We start from the raw sequence: 17,751 nt of genomic DNA, 5'->3' as shown, positions 1-17,751 counted from the left end.
TTTCCCCGTCGTGGCCCGGTCAACATACTGGCGGCGTTTCCGTCTGGTCGGGCCTGAAACAGTGAGACTTATCCGCTTTATAAAGGCGGAGAGTCTCTTTTTTTGTCTCCGCCCACACCAAACAGAAAGGTACGATATTACATGGGATTTTGGGAACTGTTCATTTTGGCCGTGGGCCTTGCCATGGATGCCTTTGCCGTGTCCATCTGCAAGGGCCTGTCCATTCGGCGCTTGAAGCTGGGGCACTGCCTGGTGGTGGGCCTGTGGTTTGGGGCATTCCAAGCCCTGATGCCCACCCTGGGCTACTTCTTGGGCTCCACCTTCGCCCAGCTGGTACAGTCCATTGACCACTGGGTGGCCTTTGTGCTGCTGCTCATCATCGGCGGCAACATGATCCGGGAGGCCCTGGGAGGCGATGAGGAGGAGGTCTCCCCCTCCCTGGCCGCTCCGGGGATGTTCCTGCTGGCCGTGGCCACCTCCATTGACGCCTTGGCGGTGGGGGTCACCTTCGCCTTTTTGAAGGTGAACATCTGGGCCGCTGTGGCCCTCATCGGGGTGTGCACCTTCGTCATCTCCGCTGTGGGTGTGAAGATCGGCCACGTGTTCGGCGCACGGTTCAAGTCCAAAGCCGAATTGTTCGGCGGTGTGGTTCTGGTGCTCATCGGCACCAAGATCCTCCTGGAGCACCTGGGCATTCTGGTACTGTGACAGCGGTTGACGCACCTGGAACAGGGTGCTACAATGAGGCTATAAATTACTAAAAATTTCTCAGGAGGTTTTGCCCATGTCTGCCAACCGCACCCCCTTTGCCACCATGCCCGACGGCACACTGGTGGAAGAACTCACCCTCCGCTGCGGGGCGCTCAGCTGCTCCATTCTCACCTACGGTGGGGCCATTCGCACCCTCATTGTCCCCGACCGGGATGGCAACCCCGTGGATGTGGCTCTGGGCTTTGACACCCTGGAGGACTATCAGACCCAGACCTGTTACATCGGCGCTATCATTGGCCGCTATGGCAACCGCATTGGCGGGGCAAAATTCACCCTCAACGGGGTGGAGTACCCCCTCTTTGTCAACAACGGCCCCAACCACCTCCACGGCGGTAAGGTGGGCTTTGACAAACAGATTTGGACGGTGGAGTCCCTCACCGACAACCAGGCGGTGCTCTCTCTGGTGAGCCCTGACGGCCAGGAGAACTACCCCGGCACCCTCACCGTCACCGTCACCTACACCCTGACCCAGGAAGGGCTGTCCATCGCCTACCGGGCCACCACCGATGCTGACACCCTGTGCAACCTCACCAACCACTGCTACTTCAACCTCTCCGGCCACAACAGCGGCGTGGTGGGAGAGCAGACCATCTCCATTGCCGCCCAGAGCTACACCCCCACCGATGCCACCTCCATCCCCACCGGAGAGATCGCCACCGTGGAGGGCACTCCCATGGATCTGCGCACCCCCGTGGCCATGGGCAAGCACTGGGACGACGACTTTGTCCAGCTGACCCAGGCCGCAGGCTACGACCACAACTGGGTGCTGGACGGCCAGCCCGGACAGCTGCGGTGCGTGGCCACCGCCCACTCCCCCGCCACCGGGATTACCATGGAGGTACATACCACAACCCCCGGGATGCAGTTCTACACCGGAAACTTCCTGGACGGCTGCCCCGCCGGCAAGGGGGGTGCAGCCTATGCCAACCGCTGTGGCTTCGCCCTGGAGACCCAGAACTTCCCCGACGCTCCCCATCACGAGAACTTCCCCTCTGCGGTGCTGCGGCCCGGAGAGGTGTACCAGGAGGAGACCATCTACAAGTTCGTGTAAGCGGGTGGTGACGCCTGGCCAGGGACAATCCCGCCCACGGCGACGACCCCCTTTACACGGGGGAAGGCTTTGGGCACAGCAATACCACCAAACAATTCAAAAGGCCTGTTGCTTCACGCAACAGGCCTTTTTGTTTATTTCATCACGTCTTTATTCTTCCAGAAGTACTCAATGCCGGAGTACACGGTGGTGAGCACGATGACCCACACGCACACCTGCACCAGCACCTCAGGGATGGGCAGGTGCATCAGGCACAGGCACACCATGGTGGAAAAGGTCTTCACCTTGCCAGACCAGGCGGCGGCGATGACCCGGCCGTTGTCCACGGCGATGAGGCGCAGACCGGAAACGGCAAACTCCCGGGCCACCACGATCACCAGAGCCCACACAGGGAGCAGTCCGGTGGAGACAAACCAGATCATGGCGGTGATGACCAGGATCTTATCGGCCAGGGGGTCCATGAACTTGCCGAAGGTGGTCACCTGGTTGTAGTGCCGGGCCACATAGCCGTCTAAAAAGTCGGTGACGCTGGCCAGTACAAACACCCCCAGCGCCCAATAGGCACTGGTCTCCATGTCCAGATACCAGAGCACCAGATACACAGGGATCAAAATCACCCGCAGCATGGTCAGCTTATTGGCGGTATTCCATTGCATTTCACTCACTCCTCAATTTCTCCGGTGAGATCCCCATCGGCGGTGCCGGTGATGCGAACCCACACAAATTCTCCCGCTTTGATGTCTCCGGCGGCGGTAAACAGCACCCGGCCATCGATGTCCACCGAGTCGGCATAGGTGCGGCCCACAAAGCAGCCCTCCGCCCCGTCAAAGCCCTCACACAAAACCTCCATGCAGGTGCCCAGCCGCTCCTGGTTGTACTCGTCCATGATGCGGGACTGGAGATCCACCACCAGCTCCACCCGGCGGGCGGCCACCTCGCCGTCCACTTGGTTGTCCATGGCGGCAGCCAGAGTGCCCTCCTCGGGGGAGAACTGGAACACACCCGCCCGCTGGATCTTCTGTTCCTTGAGGAACTCACACAGCTCCTCAAACTCCGCCTCCCCCTCGCCGGGCAGGCCGCAGATAAGGGAAGTGCGGATGACCACCTTGGGCATGGCCTTTCGCAACTTGGCAAACAGGGTCTCGATCTCCGCCTTGGTGCTGCGGCGGCGCATGGCCTTCAAAATGCCGTCGTTGGCGTGCTGGATGGGAATATCCAGGTATTTGACGATCTTCCGCTCACGGGCGATGACCTCAATGAGTTCATCGGTCACCGCCTCGGGATAGAGGTAGTGGAGACGAATCCAGTGGAAGGGCAGCTTACAAAGCTCTGTGAGCAGAGCCGCCAGGGTGGTGGGCTGCTCCAGATCCTGCCCGTATCGGGTGATGTCCTGGGCAATGACAATGAGCTCCTGCACCCCGTTGTCCGCCAGCTTTTGAGCCTCCTCCAGAATGTGCTCCATGGAGCGGCTGCGGTAGCGGCCCCGCAGCTTGGGGATGATGCAGAAGGCACAGCCGTTGCTGCACCCCTCCGCAATCTTCAAAAATGCCGTATAGGGGGGTGTGGTGACCACTCGCTCCCCGTCCTCGTAGGTGCGGTGAATGTCCCCAAAGTGCTGGGCCTCCTCCCCCGCCATCAGTTCCTCTACGGCGGAGACCACGTCGGTATAGCTGCCGGTGCCCAGCAGCCCGTCTACCTCGGGCAGCTCGGTACGGATGTCCTGGGCATAGCGTTGGGACAGACAGCCAGTGACCAGCAGCTTTTTCAGCTGTCCCTCTTTTTTCAGCTGGGCCAGCTCCAAAATGCAGTCAATGGCCTCGCTCTTGGCCGCCTCAATGAACCCGCAGGTGTTGAGCACCGCCACGTCCGCACCCCGGGGTTCCCCGGTGACGTTGTAACCCGCAGCCCGGCACAGAGCCATCATCTGCTCGGTATTCACCAGGTTTTTGGAGCAGCCCAGGGACTGGAATGCCACGGTATAACTCATTTGATCCATCCTTTCACTCCGCCTCCTGCTCCACGTCCCGCAGCACCCGGGAGATCTGCTCCCAGCCAAAGCCACGGCGTGCCAGATAGGCGGACACTTTTTTCAGTTCCTCCCGGGTGGGCGCTGCCCCCCGGAGTTTTTTGTCTACCAGGGCCCGCAGCTGCTGGTCATCCTGGTCCAATTCCTCCATGGCATCGTCCCAGAACTCCCGGGGGACGCCACGGCGGTACAGCTCATCCCGGATCTTCGCCGGTCCGTAGCCCTTGCGGCCATAGTGGCGCACCACGGTGGAGGCGTACTCCCGGTCGTTGACCAGCCCCACCTGGGCCATGCGCTGGGCCACCTGCTGGGCCAGCTCCCGGCGCTGCTCCCGCTGCTCCTCCCCTTCTTCCTGGGCTTCTCCCTTTCTGGGGGGCTTGGCGGAGAGCTTGCGCTCCAGCTCTCGCTGGGACATGGGTCGGGCGGAGAGCAGGTTCAGCGCCTTATTCTTCAGCTTGGCCTGCTCCTGGGCAAGCCGCAGCCCGTCCAGCTGCTCCTCACCCAGCTCCATCCCCGCATACAGGGAGAAGGACACCACGTCCGCCTCCCCCACACGCAGCAGGGTGCCGTCCTCCAGCCACACCAGCCACCGCCCCGCTACCCGGGACGATGGCTCCAGCTTGGTCAGTTTCATCCTTCAAAGTCGTCAGCGGACACATCCACAGCCCGTCCAGCGGCCCGGGCGGCGATCTGGGACTGGCGGCTCATGAGCTTGAAGGAATTGGCCCGGATCTGGTCTTCGATCTCCTGGGCAATTTCGGGGTTGTCGGTGAGGTACTTCTTCACCGCATCCTTGCCCTGGCCCAGACGAGTCTCCCCCATGGAGAACCAGGAGCCGGACTTCTGGATGAGATCCAGCTTCACACCCAGATCCACCAGCTCACCCAGCTTGGAAATGCCCTCGCCGTACATGATCTCAAATTCTGCCTCCCGGAAGGGGGGAGACACCTTATTCTTCACGATCTTCACACGGGTGCGGTTACCCACCACCTCGGTGCCGTTTTTCAGAGCCTCCACCCGGCGCACTTCCATACGCACAGAGGCGTAGAACTTCAAGGCACGGCCACCAGTGGTGACCTCGGGGTTGCCATACACCACGCCCACCTTCTCACGCAGCTGGTTGATGAAGATGACCACGCAGTTGGTCTTGGCAATGGAGCCAGCCAGCTTGCGCAGGGCCTGGCTCATGAGGCGGGCCAGCAGACCCACATGGGAGTCGCCCATGTCGCCCTCAATTTCTGCCCGGGGGGTAAGGGCGGCCACAGAGTCCACCACCACCACGTCAATGGCGCCGGAGCGTACCAGGGCCTCGCAGATCTCCAGGCCCTGCTCGCCGGTGTCCGGCTGGGAGATGAGCATGGAGTCGATGTCCACACCCAGGGCACGGGCATAGGTGGGGTCCAGGGCGTGCTCAGCATCGATAAAGGCCACCTCACCGCCCCGCTTCTGAGCCTCTGCCACCACATGGAGGGCCAGGGTGGTCTTACCCGAGGACTCAGGGCCATAAATCTCAATGATACGTCCCTTGGGCACGCCGCCGATGCCCAGGGCAATGTCCAGAGACAGAGAGCCGGTGGGGATGGCCTCCACCACCACTCCGCTGTTCTCACCCAGGCGCATGATGGAACCCTTGCCAAAGTCCCGCTCGATCTGGGCAATGGCGGTGTCCAGCGCCTTCTTCTTATCCGCAGCAGGCCCCACGGGATCCAGGGGCTTCTTCTTATCTGCCATGTGTCATTCTTCCTTTCCTGCCGGATCTTCCGGCTGTATGGGTTCTAAGACTCCCTCCACCACTCTCCAGTGGCCACCGGGGTCTCGAAAACTACGTACTTGCTCAAAACCACGCTCCACCATCAGCGTCTCCACAGCGGGGGCCTGGTCATAGCCGATCTCAAAAATCAGCTTGCCGCCGGGCCGCAGGGCCCACTTCCAGTGCAGGGTGATGGCCCGATAGAAATCCAGGCCGTCCTCGCCGCCGTCCAGGGCCATATGTGGCTCGTAGTCTCGCACAGAAACGTCCAACTCCTCCTCCACCACCTGGCGGGGGATGTAGGGAGGATTACACAAAATCAGGTCAAAGTCACCCAGCTCCCGGGCTGGGTCCTCCAGGGCATTGGCCTGCACCAGCTGCACCTGGTCGGCGAGTTGGCAGCGCAGCACATTTTGCTGGGCCACCTTTAGAGCATCCCCTGACCAGTCAGCCAGCACCACCTGGGTGTTGGGGCAGTTGTAGGCCAGGGCAAGCCCCACACAGCCGCTGCCGGTACACAAATCCAGCACCCTGGCCTTGGGAATGTCTCGTACAGCCAGGATGCCCCGCTCCACCAGCAGTTCCGTGTCCGGGCGGGGAATCAGCACCTGTGGCGTGACCGTGAGGGTGAGGCCGTAAAAGTCCCACTCCCCCACAATATAGGCAATGGGCTCCCCTGCCAGCCGACGCCGGAGCAGCTCATACACCTGGTCTGTCATGTGCTCCCCGGCATACAGGGACAGATCCCGCAGCACCTCTTCCCGGCGCTTACCCAGAGCCGCACACATCAGCTCCATGGCCTCCAGCTGGGCCTGCTCTACCCCGGACTCCTTGAGGGTGCGGCGCACATCCAAGTAGATCTCATTATAGGTCTGCACAACGTCTCTCCCTTCCCATCACCAGGCATCTGCCCCTTTGTTCTCAGGCAGCACCAGGTTCAACGCCGTGATCGCCACCTCGATCATGCTCTCGTCCGGCTCGAAGGTGGTGAAGTTCTGCATCCACATCCCCGGCGCCCGCAGGGCCCGGCACAGGGCGTTGTCATGTCCGCCCACATAGCGGTTGAACTCATAGGTCACCCCCACGATGATGGGCAGCAGCACCAGATGCAGGGCCATACGCAGCAGGGTATTGGTGATTTCCAGCGGCGTGAAAATCACAATGGACAGGAAAATGGACACCACAATCACCACGAAAAGAAAGCTGGTGCCACAGCGGGGATGGTGCCGGGGCTGCTTTTTCACATTTTCCACCGTCAGCTCCAGGCCGTTCTCATAGCAGAAAATAGCCTTGTGCTCTGCCCCATGGTAGGAAAACACCCGACGCATCTCCTTGGTGCGGGAGCACAGCCACAGATAACACATAAAAATGGCCACCTTCAGCACACCCTCCAGCACAGCCTGCACCCACAGGGGCATCTGGGGCCACACCAGGCGAATGAGTCCCGTGATGGCGGTGGGCAACAGGATGAACAGGGCCACGGAGAAGGCCATGCCCAACACCGCCGCCAACGTCACAAAAATAGAGCTGGCCTTCTCCTGGGGAAAATGGGACTCCAGCCAGGTCTCCAGCCGACTGGGCTCCTGGGTCTCCTGGGACTCCAGCCCCTCCTCAGACACCTCAGCGGAGTACATCAGCGCCTTCACCCCGTGCACCATGGCTGAGCCGAAGACAAATACCCCCCGCACCAAAGGCAGGCGGGCCCATGCGCCCCTGGCCTTGTTCTTGCTGGTGGTGATATCCAGCTCGCCGCTGGGTTTGCGCACCACCACGGCCCGCTTCTCCGGGCCCTGCATCATGATCCCCTCAATGAGGGCCTGGCCGCCGCAGGTGGTCTTATACGGCGTTGCGCCGGCGGCTCTTTCGTGCTTTTCCATGGGACAAACTCCTTTATGCCGGGGAATACCGGCATGTTCTCATCATATATCTCCCCGTTGTCACTTCACAGAACATCTTAGCAGATGCCGGGAAAATTGACAAGGGCTTTTCGTACATTTGTTTCATTATTCCACGGTCATGGGTAGACGCAGGGTGACTACGCACCCGCCGCCTATGGCGTTTTCAATCTCCAGGGTACCTCCATGACAGGTAACGATCTCCTCGCACACCGCAAGGCCGATGCCGGAGCCTCTGGCCTTGGACGAGCCCTTGTAGAACTTGTACTTCACATAGGGCAGCTCCTCTTCAGGCACACCGGGGCCGTAGTCCCGCACCCGGATGGCCACCACGTTGCCCTCGGGGTGGATGGACACGTCCACCTTGCCGCCGGAGCCGCCGTGCTTGTCTGCATTGTCCAGCAGGTTGCAGAATACCTGGCGCAGCCGTTCCGGGTCGCCGCTGATGGGGGGGAACTCCTCTTCACACTCGATGTATTCCAGCTCCAGACCCTTGCGGCGGAAAAATTCCCGGTAGGTATACACGGCATCTTCCAGTTCTGCCTTGATGTCGATGGGCTCCACGGACAGGTTGAACCGCCCTGTCTCGATGCGGGAAAACTCCAGCAGTTCCTCCACCATGTTGGTCAGGCGTCGGGCCTCGGAGACAATGATACCCATGCCCTTCTTCACGTCCTCAGCGTCCCGCACCTCGCCGTTATACAGGGTCTCTGCCCAGCCGTTGATGGCGGTGAGAGGGGTACGCAGCTCGTGAGACACCGAGGAGATAAACTCAGATTGCGTCTTCTCCGCCTGGTCGATCTTGAGGGACATGTCGTTGATGGCATCCACCAGCTGGCCCATCTCGTCGTCTCCACGCACCTCCATCTGCACCCCGTAGCTGCCAGCGGCAATGCGCTTGGCGGTCTCCGTGACTCGGGTCACAGGCTCCAAAATCATGCGGATGAAATAGGAGGCGTAGAACACCATGAGGGCAATGATGACCATACCCACCAGCACACTCACACCCACCACTTTCAGCATCTGTGCCTGAAGCAGCCGCAGAGAGGTGACCAAGCGCACCACACCCACCACCGAGCCGTTGTACACAATGGGGGCGGAGGCGGCCATCACATAGTCTCTCGTGGAGGTATCCTCCCCTCGCCAAGTGGACAGCTCCTGGGTCTTGATGGCATCGGGAATATCCTGGCCCTGGGGGGTAGCGCCGGAAATGTCCATAAGCGATGTCATGAGCACCTCCCCATCAGGGGTGAGAAACTGCACCTCAATGGTGGTCTTCTCCTCAAACTGGTTGATGAATTGCCGGGCAGCGTAGAGATAGGTGGTCTCGGTGTAATTCTGAAACATTCCTGCCGCCGTCTGGGCCTTGCTCTCCAGGGTGGCCAAAATGGTGGCCAAATAGTAATTATAGATGGACAGAGAAAAGGCGGACACCGCAATGGCCACAATGGCAAAGGTGGTCACCAGGGTGTTTACCAGCCAGCGGCGGCGCAGTACGCCCCGGCGCACTGTTTTTTTATCTTCCTGTCCCTCATGCTTGCGCTTCACAAAAGGGATGTTCTTCCATATCATCTTATATCCTCTCCATGATTCCATCGCCCATTAACAGCCCCACTTGTAGCCAAACCCCCACACAGTATTGATATAGGTGGGACTTTGGGGGTCATCCTCCAGCTTGATACGCAGGCGACGGATATTGACGTCCACAATTTTCAGCTCTCCGATGTAGTCCTTGCCCCATACGGCATCCAGGATCTCCTCCCGGGCCAGGGCCTTGCCCGGGTTGTCCATGAACAGCTTGACAATGGAATATTCCACCTGGGTCAGCTTCACCCGCTGTCCATTTTTCTCCAAGGTGCGGTTGCGGGTGTTGAGCAGGAAGGGCGGCTGGTGGATCTCGTCAGATTCCCGGGCTGGCTCCCCTCCTGTGCGGCGATACAGAGCGTCCACCCGGGCGGTAAGCTCAGCGGGGGAAAAGGGCTTGGTCACATAGTCGTCTGCCCCGGTCATCAGGCCCGTGACCTTGTCCATTTCCTGGGTTCGGGCAGTGAGCATAATGATGCCGATCTGGGCGTTTCCCGCCCGGATGCGGCGGCACACCTCAAAGCCGTCCATCTCCCCGGGCAGCATAATGTCCAGCAGGGCAACCCGAATGTCCGGGTTGCGGGCAATCTGTTCCAGTGCCTCCTCGCCGGTGCCCGCCTCAATGGTCTCATACCCCGCACGCTTGAGGTTGATGACCACAAAACTGCGAATGTTGGATTCATCCTCCAAAACCAAAACTTTTCTCATGCTCACTCACTCCTTTATGACTCGCTGGCCCATTCCGTTGTAATGAGGAAGAACCGGGGCGCAAGATCCTTGGTCTCCAGCTTGCAGTCCCATACGTCCTCCTGCAAAGAGGCGGCGTATATCGTTGTACTGTCACTGTACAAGATCACTCGGCCTGGCAGCATGGCTCTGGCCTGACGGTTGCTTCCAGTCAGGCGGTAGATGGTCAAAAACGGCTCCGGCTCGGTGTCTTCATCGCCAGGATAATAGTAGAATACCACAGACCGCTCCCCCCGATGGCTGAGGGTATCGTCACGGGCCACGGTGATATTTTCCGGCCAGTTGTCCGGCAGCACCAGGTACCATCCATCCGATTGGCAATGGTAGGTCACACAGCTCACCGCAAGGGTGCCGCCCTGGTCCACTTGACACCAGTACACCACCGACTCACCCGCTTCTTCTTCCTCTTTAAGGCTGGGCAGCATCCTGGTGATGGGAATCTCCAGCACCCCATCCTTGTTGATGTCAGACAGGGCAACACCGGTATCCACCCGAGTCGTTGCCTGGCTGTATCCCGCCTCGGCATTCAAGGTGACGTTGTGCAGCTTTCCATTTTTTATGGTCATCACGTCAGTGAGCACTCCGCCTGAAAACAGCGAGGATGCAAACACCGCCGGAGCCCCGTTGGACAGCTTCCCGTCCACCATGGAATAGATCCCGTAGATCCCACTGGACAGGCGGGTGGAGGAAGCCATGGTCATCACACCGCCGTTATAGTCATACAGCTCGGCCAGGTTTACCCCCTCTCCGGTGCTGTCCTGGTGGCAGACCACGATCTCCTTGGTGCCATCCTTGTCCAAGTCTGTTACCAAGTAGCTCTCATTATAGGTCGTGCTCATCAGCTCACTCACTCCGGCATCCAGCAGCGCATAGGCAGAGAGAATATGTACCTTGCTGCTCATCTGCCAGGAGACAACCAGATCCAGCGTCCCATCCCCGGTGACATCCTCATAAGAGACCGAGTTAATGGAAGTTCCATCCCCTTCCACCACATAGGTCAGGCGATAATTGTTGTCTGCACCCTTGCGGAACAGGCACACCCGCAAAGGTTTCTCCTCTGCCGAGGTCACCCGGAGGAACACCGCCGCCATTTCCTGCTGTCCGTCGTCATTGAGATCAAGCAGCTGTACCGTGGAGGTGTTGCTGCCCGAACTGATGGTGGCATATTCCGCCCCCTGCTGATCCATGACGTTCTGGATGGTACTCTGTAACTGCGCATATTCCTCAGGCAAAATGGGCAGGGCATACAGCCCCTCCGCCTGCTCAAACATACATCCACACAAGCTCAACGACAGCAAAAGCAGCAGGGCACACAGACCCACACCGCGAAATACTCGTCTCTTCACCGTTTCAACCTCATTTCTTTTCCGAACATCCCTCCCCCTGCTCAGCCGTTGGAAGGGAGTCTATCTCTTACCATTATAGTATGATACCACAATCCCCTCCCCTTGCCTATGCCTATTTCACCCTCTTCCAGTTATTTTTTATTTTCTCCTTTACAAAGGCGGAATTATCTGCTATACTACTTTAGCATTCAAGATGCGCCCGTAGTTCAATTGGATAGAGCGTCAGATTCCGGTTCTGAATGTTGGGGGTTCGAGTCCCTTCGGGCGTACCAAAATAAAAGCACCTGCTTTTGCAGGTGCTTTTATTTTGGTACGCCACAGGCTCATTTCAATGCTCGGGGCAGCAAAGCCGCCCCACCCTGTGGGGCCCCATGTCCTACTGACATCGATACGATACAAAGCTAGGATAGATCGTAAGGTCTACCCTGGCTTTTTGCTTTCCCTCTTCTCTTATTATAATGTATCACATAGGTGTTATCTCCCCTACTATGGCTTTCAAAAATTTTTCAAGAAATCTCAATTTTCCTCTTTACAAACACCACCCCCTGTGGTATTCTCTTATCAAGAACAGTTCCTGTTAGTGAGGTGACAGCGATGATTTGCAGACGCAGTGTGAAGCGTGACGCCATGCTGGACCTGCTGCGAAGCACCGACTGCCACCCCTCGGCAGACTGGGTCTTTCAGCAGCTCCGGCCCGTGTACCCTGACCTGAGTCTGGGCACGGTGTACCGCAACCTCAACCAGCTGTGTGAGCACGGGCTCATCAAGCGGGTGGGTACGGTCAACGGGCAAGAGCGGTATGACGGGGATGTGAGTCCCCACGCACACTTTGTGTGTACCTGCTGCGGGTCGGTCATCGACCTGCCTCCCAGCCCTCCCACCCAGGGGTATGTGGAGGAATGCAGCAAACAGTTTGGGTTCGAAGCAGAAAGCTATGAGGTTCACGTCAAAGGCCTGTGTCAGGCCTGCAAAAAATCTAAATTAACGAAGGAGATTACATCATGAAGAAATGGATTTGCCCTGTCTGCGGTTACATTCACGAGGGAGAGACCGCTCCCGCCGAGTGCCCCGTCTGCCACGTCCCCGGCTCCAAGTTCATTGAGCAGACCGGCGAGCTGAAGCTGGCTGCCGAGCACGAGTACGGCATCTACGCCAAGACCGTGAAGAACAACCCCGACATCAGCGACGAGGATAAGGCTTACATCCGTGAGCAGCTCATGGCCAACTTCACCGGCGAGTGCTCCGAGGTTGGTATGTATCTGTGCATGGCCCGTATTGCTCACCGTGAGGGCTACCCCGAGGTGGGTCTGTACTGGGAGAAGGCCGCCTATGAGGAGGCTGAGCACGCCGCTAAGTTCGCCGAGCTGCTGGGCGAGGAGCTGGAGCCCAACATGAAGAACTCCACCAAGGCCAACCTGGCTTGGCGTGTGGACTGCGAGTTCGGCGCCACCCAGGGCAAGATGGATCTGGCCATCTGCGCCAAGAAGAACGGCCTGGACGCCATCCACGACACCGTCCACGAGATGGCTCGCGACGAGGCCCGCCACGGCAAGGCTCTGAAGGGTCTGCTGGAGCGTTACTTCAAGTAAGATTTCCTAAACCCCCGGGCTTCGGCTCGGGGGTTTTGCTGTCGTGACGGGCCTCGTCAAATTGAAGTTCAGGGGAGTTTTTTGCCCCCAGTGCCGGGGGTGGGAGTTTGCGTTGCCTTATTCCTCGCTATTGTGTATAATAGGGTGTTAATTATTCGCATAGGAGGTAGTTCCCTTGTTGGATATCATCCTTCATCGTTTCATTCCCAACCATACCCAGACCAAAGATCCTGTGGTGCGCCGACAGTACGGAGTCTTTGCCGGTAGTGTGGGCATTGCCCTGAATCTGCTGCTTTTTGCCGGAAAATTGGCGGCTGGACTGCTCACAGGTGCCATTTCCGTCACCGCAGACGCCTTTAACAACCTCTCAGATGCCGCCTCCTCGGTGGTGACCCTGGTGGGGTTCCGCCTGGCTGGACAAAAACCGGATGCCGACCACCCCTTTGGCCACGGGCGCATGGAGTACCTCTCCGGCCTGCTGGTGTCCCTGCTCATCCTGTTGGTGGGGGTGGAGCTGGGCAAAAGCTCCCTGGAAAAGATTTTACACCCCCAGGTCACCCAACTCACCGCACTGAGCGGTATCATCTTGGTAGTCTCCATTCTGGTAAAGCTGTGGATGGGCTGGTTCAACAGCGCTCTGGGCAATCGCATCCAGTCCGAGACTCTGCGGGCCATCGCCACGGACTCCCGCTCCGACGCTCTGGCCACTTCCACCGTGCTGCTGGGCCTGGGTATCACCCATGTGACCAGCTTGCAGCTGGACGGGTGGCTGGGCCTTCTGGTGGCAGTGTTCATTCTCAAGGCCGGCTGGTCTTCCGCTAAGGACACCATTGACCCCCTGCTGGGCACTGCCCCTGACCCGGAGATGGTAAATCAGATCCAGGCCCTTATTTTGGAGCACCAGCGGGTGGTGGGCATTCATGATCTCATCATCCACGACTACGGCCCCGGACGCCGGATGATGAGCGTCCATGCCGAGGTGTCCGCCCAGGCGGATGTGATGGAAGTCCACGACATCATCGACCACATCGAGCGCGAGCTGGGAGAGCGGTTCCAGATCGAGGCAGTCATCCACATGGATCCGGTGCAGATTGGAAATCCTCAGGTGGAACAGCTGAGAGCACTCACCGCCCAGCTGGCCAAGGACATTCATCCCAATCTGTCCATCCACGACTTCCGCATCACCGCCGGACCCTTGTACACCAATCTGATTTTTGACCTGGTGATCCCCTACGATGTGTCCCTCCCGCCCCAGCAGGTCAAGGAGTCTCTGGCCCAGGCCCTGCATAACGAAGACCCCTCTTACAACCCCGTCATTCACGTGGATCGTTCTTACGTGGGGTAAATTTACAAATTCTTATCCAATTCCCCATAAAATGAGTTATAATACAGCTATCACAAAATTTCACGAGGAACCCCCTCGATATCAAAGAAAGGGTGTTGGCTATGCCCCGTAAAGTGCTCATCGTAGAAGACGACAAAAATATCGCAGACCTCATGCGTCTGTATCTGGAAAAGGAGTCTATGGACTGCCAGGTGTCCAACGACGGCCTGGAGGGCTTGGAGAAGTTTCACCAGTTCCAGCCCGACCTGGTGATGCTGGACATCATGCTCCCCGGCATGGACGGCTGGTCCATCTGCCGCAAGATCCGGGAAAGCTCCAAGGTACCCATCATCATGCTCACCGCCAAGGGCGAGCTGGAGGACAAGGTCAACGGCCTGGAGCTGGGCGCAGACGACTATATCACCAAGCCCTTTGAGATGAAAGAGGTCTTGGCCCGGGTCCACGCCGTGCTGCGCCGGTATGGCGAGGAGGAACAGACGGAAAAGCGACTGAGCTTTGACAAGCTGGTCATCAATCTGGACTCCTACGAGCTGCTGGTAGATGGCAAGCGGGTGGACACTCCCCCCAAAGAGCTGGAGCTCCTCTACCACCTGGCCTCCGCCCCCAACCGGGTATTCACCCGCAACCAACTGCTGGACGAGGTGTGGGGCTTTGACTACTTCGGCGACAGCCGCACGGTGGATGTGCACATCAAGCGTCTGCGTGAGAAGCTGGAGGGAGTCAGCGACAAGTGGAGCCTAAAGACGGTTTGGGGTGTGGGTTATAAATTCGAATCCAACAGCTAACCGCTTCTACACCACAGACCAGGAGGTGTCCTACCCATGAAATCCATGTATGGCCGACAATTTGCCACCATGGCCGGTATGGTCTTGTTGTCCTTTCTCCTGTTGGGGGCGTCCTTTGCCGCCCTGAGCTACCAGTATACGTTAAAGGAAAAACAGGATACTCTCATACGCAATGCCAAGTACATTGCGGAATATACTTCCTTTGCCGCTGAAAACGCGGCCAGCACCACCGGCAACGGCAGCACTGTGTGGACCACCGCAGAGTTTCAGCAGTACCTCGCTACGGTTGCACAGGTGGCGGACTCCCACATCATCGTAGCCACCAACGAAGGCACCATTCTCTTTGCCACCGACGGCAAACGGGTACTGTACAACATGGCCTCCCAGAATATGCCCCGGGATATCGTCAACGCCGTGGTCAATGACCAGGTTTATGAGGGGATGACCACCTTAAATGGGCTGTACTCCAGCTCCCGGTTCATGGTGGGCCTGCCCATTGCCACGTCCAGAGGCTTTTTACAGGGACTGGTGTTCTTGTCCACCAACACCTCAGACATCACCGCCATGTGGCGGGATCTCTCCGCCATTTTCATCGTGGTGGCCTGCGCCGTCATTCTCATTGCCGCCATTCTCAGCTCGGTGACCAGTATGCACCAGTCCAAGCCCATGAAGGAGATCGCCGCTGCTGCCCGCCAGTTCGGTCTGGGCAAGCTGGATGTGCGGGTGGACGTGGGCAACCGCCGGGACGAGATTGGGGAGCTGGCCGAGGCCTTCAACGCCATGGCTGAGTCCCTGTCCAAAAGTGAACAGCGGCGCAGTGAGTTCATCGCCAATGTCTCCCATGAGCTGAAAACCCCCATGACCACCATTGCCGGCTTTGCCGACGGCATTCTGGATGGAACCATACCACCGGAAAAAGAGCGGGATTATCTGCGCATCATCTCCTCGGAGACCCGGCGTCTGTCCCGGCTGGTGCGCTCTATGCTGGATCTGTCCCGGCTGCAGTCGGATGAGCGGGCCGCTCAGCAGCAGTTTGACCTGGGAGAGACCATGCTGCGTACCCTGGTGAGCCTGGAGGGTAAGATCACCCAGAAACGCCTGGAGGTGGACACCCAAGTCCCCGAGGAGCCTGTCATGGTGTGGGGCGACCAGGATGCCATTACCCAGGTGTGCTACAACCTGCTGGACAATGCCATTAAGTTCTCCCAGGAGGGAGGCACCCTCTCCCTATCCATCGTGCCCAAAGGCTCCAAGGCCAATGTGTCGGTGAGCAACCAGGGCAAGACCATCCCCCCCGATGAGCTATCCCTCATTTTTGACCGGTTCCACAAAGCTGACCACTCCCGCAGTGAGAACCGGGACGGCGTTGGACTGGGTCTGTATATCGTCAAGACCATCCTCAACAGCCACCGGGAGACCATCACCTGCACCAGTCAGGACGGCCTGACCACATTTACCTTCAGTCTGCCCCGTGCATAAAACTCCATGTGTGTCGTGCGCCCCGCAAAAGAGCCAAATGGCTCACCCATGGAGTTTTGTGCATCATTTCCAGTTGCCCCACAGGGGAGGAAATGACACATTTCATTGGTTTGCTGTGCGCTTGCACCGCAAACTGACTCAGGAGGCGTTTTTAGTGTCCAACCATCTCTCACACCGTTGGCCCCAGGGGGATCCCCGGCCTATCACCTATCGCTACACCCCAGCCGTCAAGACCAGACATCCCGCCCGGGTACTGCGGTATTTGGTGCTGGGCCTGGTCTCCACCGCCGCCCTTATTCTGGGCGGATATCTGGGCATGATGCAGTTGGCCAACACCCTGGTGGGATCCCACTCCGGTTCCTTTAGGCCCAGTCCCACCGCCCATGTGGGGGTGAGCGCCAACTGGGATCCCTCCGCTCTGCCCTGGACCCAGGCCGATCCTTCCGTCTCTCTCTCCGTCGAGGGACAGGGCACCCAGGTGATCTCCAGCAACCTCATCTACAAGCAAGTGCTCCCCTCGGTGGTGTGCGTCACCGCCGATCAGGGCAACGGTTCGGCCAGTGTGGGCTCCGGGGTGGTGGTCACCGCCTCCGGGTACATCGTCACCAACTTCCACATCATCGAGGGAGGCGTATCCATCCAGGTGTCCATGCTCTCCACCCAGGACAGCTATGACGCTCAGGTGGTGGGCTATGACCAGGAGCTGGATCTGGCTGTTTTGAAGGTGGATGCCAACAACCTCACCCCCGCAAAGCTGGCCAGCTCTGACCAGCTGTCGGTGGGAGACACTGTGTACGCCATTGGCAACCCCATGGGCTATCTCCACGGAACCATGACTGAGGGCATCATCTCCTCCCCCACCCGCACCGTCCAGGTGGATGGCAAGGACATGGATGTGCTCCAAACCAGCGCCGCCCTCAACTCCGGCAACTCCGGCGGCGCCCTGGTCAATGCCTATGGACAGGTGGTGGGCATCACCACCGCCAAAATCACCGGCATTGAAAATGACACCGTCATCGAAGGTCTGGGCCTGGTGATCCCCATCAGTGATGCCCTGCCCTTCCTCAACCAGATGATCCACACCGGACAGAGCTTCCGCCCCTCCCTGGGCATCTTGTGCCAGGAGGCACAGCTGGACAGCACTTCCGGTGTCTACGTGGTGAGCACCACCCCCGGTACCCCCGCTGTGGGAGTGCTGCTGGAGGGAGATCTGATCGTCTCCGCCAACGGGGTGAACACCCCCACTCTCTACGCACTCACCCGGGTGCTCAACAACACCGGGGTGGGCAACCCCGTGGAGCTGTCTGTGCTGCGGGACGGGGAAACCCTCTCCATCTCCATCACCCTCTATGACCGTCTGACCCAGGGCGAGGGGGAATGAGC

The 17,751-nt window shown here is 59.0% G+C and carries 17 protein-coding genes and 1 tRNA gene; 9 read left to right on the top strand and 9 right to left on the bottom strand.

Annotated features, from left to right (window positions below; translation table 11 throughout):
• Window positions 1–141: 141 nt before the first annotated feature.
• Both H9X86_RS05020 and H9X86_RS05015 read left to right on the top strand, forming a co-directional pair.
• Window positions 142–708: a manganese efflux pump MntP gene (locus H9X86_RS05020; RefSeq protein ID WP_204900479.1), complete on the top strand. Its 567-nt coding sequence runs from the start codon at window positions 142–144 to the stop codon at window positions 706–708.
• Window positions 709–784: 76 nt separating this feature from the next.
• Window positions 785–1,822 (top strand): aldose epimerase family protein, encoded by a 1,038-nt coding sequence (locus H9X86_RS05015; protein ID WP_204900478.1) that lies wholly within the window; start codon window positions 785–787, stop codon window positions 1,820–1,822.
• Window positions 1,823–1,956: 134 nt separating this feature from the next.
• On the opposite strand, the gene pgsA is transcribed toward H9X86_RS05015, so the two are convergent.
• The 9 genes from pgsA to H9X86_RS04970 form a co-directional block, all read right to left on the bottom strand.
• Entirely contained in the window at window positions 1,957–2,478 is a 522-nt protein-coding gene (gene pgsA, locus H9X86_RS05010; RefSeq protein ID WP_204900477.1) for a CDP-diacylglycerol--glycerol-3-phosphate 3-phosphatidyltransferase, read from the bottom strand.
• Between the two features lie 5 nt (window positions 2,479–2,483).
• Window positions 2,484–3,809, bottom strand: coding sequence for a 30S ribosomal protein S12 methylthiotransferase RimO (gene rimO / locus H9X86_RS05005; RefSeq protein WP_204900476.1), 1,326 nt, complete (start codon window positions 3,807–3,809; stop codon window positions 2,484–2,486).
• 13 nt (window positions 3,810–3,822) lie between these two features.
• Window positions 3,823–4,482, bottom strand: coding sequence for a regulatory protein RecX (locus H9X86_RS05000; RefSeq protein WP_204900475.1), 660 nt, complete (start codon window positions 4,480–4,482; stop codon window positions 3,823–3,825).
• Window positions 4,479–5,579 (bottom strand): recombinase RecA, encoded by a 1,101-nt coding sequence (gene recA, locus H9X86_RS04995; RefSeq protein ID WP_204900474.1) that lies wholly within the window; start codon window positions 5,577–5,579, stop codon window positions 4,479–4,481. Before recA ends, H9X86_RS05000 begins: the two co-directional genes overlap by 4 nt.
• A gap of 3 nt (window positions 5,580–5,582) precedes the next feature.
• Window positions 5,583–6,476 (bottom strand): peptide chain release factor N(5)-glutamine methyltransferase, encoded by an 894-nt coding sequence (gene prmC, locus H9X86_RS04990; RefSeq protein ID WP_204900473.1) that lies wholly within the window; start codon window positions 6,474–6,476, stop codon window positions 5,583–5,585.
• 18 nt (window positions 6,477–6,494) lie between these two features.
• Complete coding sequence (locus tag H9X86_RS04985; protein WP_204900472.1) at window positions 6,495–7,475, bottom strand: DUF1385 domain-containing protein; 981 nt, start codon at window positions 7,473–7,475, stop codon at window positions 6,495–6,497.
• Between the two features lie 126 nt (window positions 7,476–7,601).
• Complete coding sequence (locus tag H9X86_RS04980; RefSeq protein ID WP_204900471.1) at window positions 7,602–9,065, bottom strand: sensor histidine kinase; 1,464 nt, start codon at window positions 9,063–9,065, stop codon at window positions 7,602–7,604.
• Window positions 9,066–9,095: 30 nt separating this feature from the next.
• The gene (locus H9X86_RS04975; RefSeq protein ID WP_204900470.1) at window positions 9,096–9,785 is read right to left on the bottom strand and encodes a response regulator transcription factor; all 690 of its coding nucleotides are present in this window, start codon (window positions 9,783–9,785) and stop codon (window positions 9,096–9,098) included.
• 14 nt (window positions 9,786–9,799) lie between these two features.
• Window positions 9,800–11,170 (bottom strand): hypothetical protein, encoded by a 1,371-nt coding sequence (locus tag H9X86_RS04970; protein ID WP_204900469.1) that lies wholly within the window; start codon window positions 11,168–11,170, stop codon window positions 9,800–9,802.
• Between the two features lie 195 nt (window positions 11,171–11,365).
• On the opposite strand from H9X86_RS04970, the gene H9X86_RS04965 reads away from it, so the two are divergent.
• The 7 genes from H9X86_RS04965 (at window position 11,366) to H9X86_RS04935 (ending at window position 17,749) form a co-directional block, all read left to right on the top strand.
• Window positions 11,366–11,442 (top strand) — tRNA-Arg (locus H9X86_RS04965).
• Between the two features lie 322 nt (window positions 11,443–11,764).
• Window positions 11,765–12,175 (top strand): Fur family transcriptional regulator, encoded by a 411-nt coding sequence (locus H9X86_RS04960; RefSeq protein WP_204900468.1) that lies wholly within the window; start codon window positions 11,765–11,767, stop codon window positions 12,173–12,175.
• Complete coding sequence (locus tag H9X86_RS04955) at window positions 12,172–12,759, top strand: NADH peroxidase (RefSeq protein ID WP_204900467.1); 588 nt, start codon at window positions 12,172–12,174, stop codon at window positions 12,757–12,759. The genes H9X86_RS04960 and H9X86_RS04955 overlap by 4 nt, the downstream gene beginning before the upstream one ends.
• A gap of 175 nt (window positions 12,760–12,934) precedes the next feature.
• A complete protein-coding gene (locus H9X86_RS04950) occupies window positions 12,935–14,104 on the top strand; it encodes a cation diffusion facilitator family transporter (protein WP_204900466.1) in 1,170 nt (389 codons plus the stop codon).
• Between the two features lie 101 nt (window positions 14,105–14,205).
• Complete coding sequence (locus H9X86_RS04945) at window positions 14,206–14,889, top strand: response regulator transcription factor (RefSeq protein WP_204900465.1); 684 nt, start codon at window positions 14,206–14,208, stop codon at window positions 14,887–14,889.
• 36 nt (window positions 14,890–14,925) lie between these two features.
• Window positions 14,926–16,368, top strand: a complete 1,443-nt coding sequence (locus H9X86_RS04940; protein ID WP_204900464.1) for a sensor histidine kinase — start codon at window positions 14,926–14,928, stop codon at window positions 16,366–16,368.
• Between the two features lie 154 nt (window positions 16,369–16,522).
• Entirely contained in the window at window positions 16,523–17,749 is a 1,227-nt protein-coding gene (locus H9X86_RS04935) for a trypsin-like peptidase domain-containing protein (protein WP_204900463.1), read from the top strand.
• Window positions 17,750–17,751: the final 2 nt, after the last annotated feature.

The organism is Pseudoflavonifractor capillosus, assembly GCF_016902575.1.
In the GTDB taxonomy this organism is placed as follows: Bacteria; Bacillota; Clostridia; order Oscillospirales; family Oscillospiraceae; genus Enterenecus; species Enterenecus capillosus_A.
This window is presented reverse-complemented; position numbering and strand designations above follow the sequence as displayed.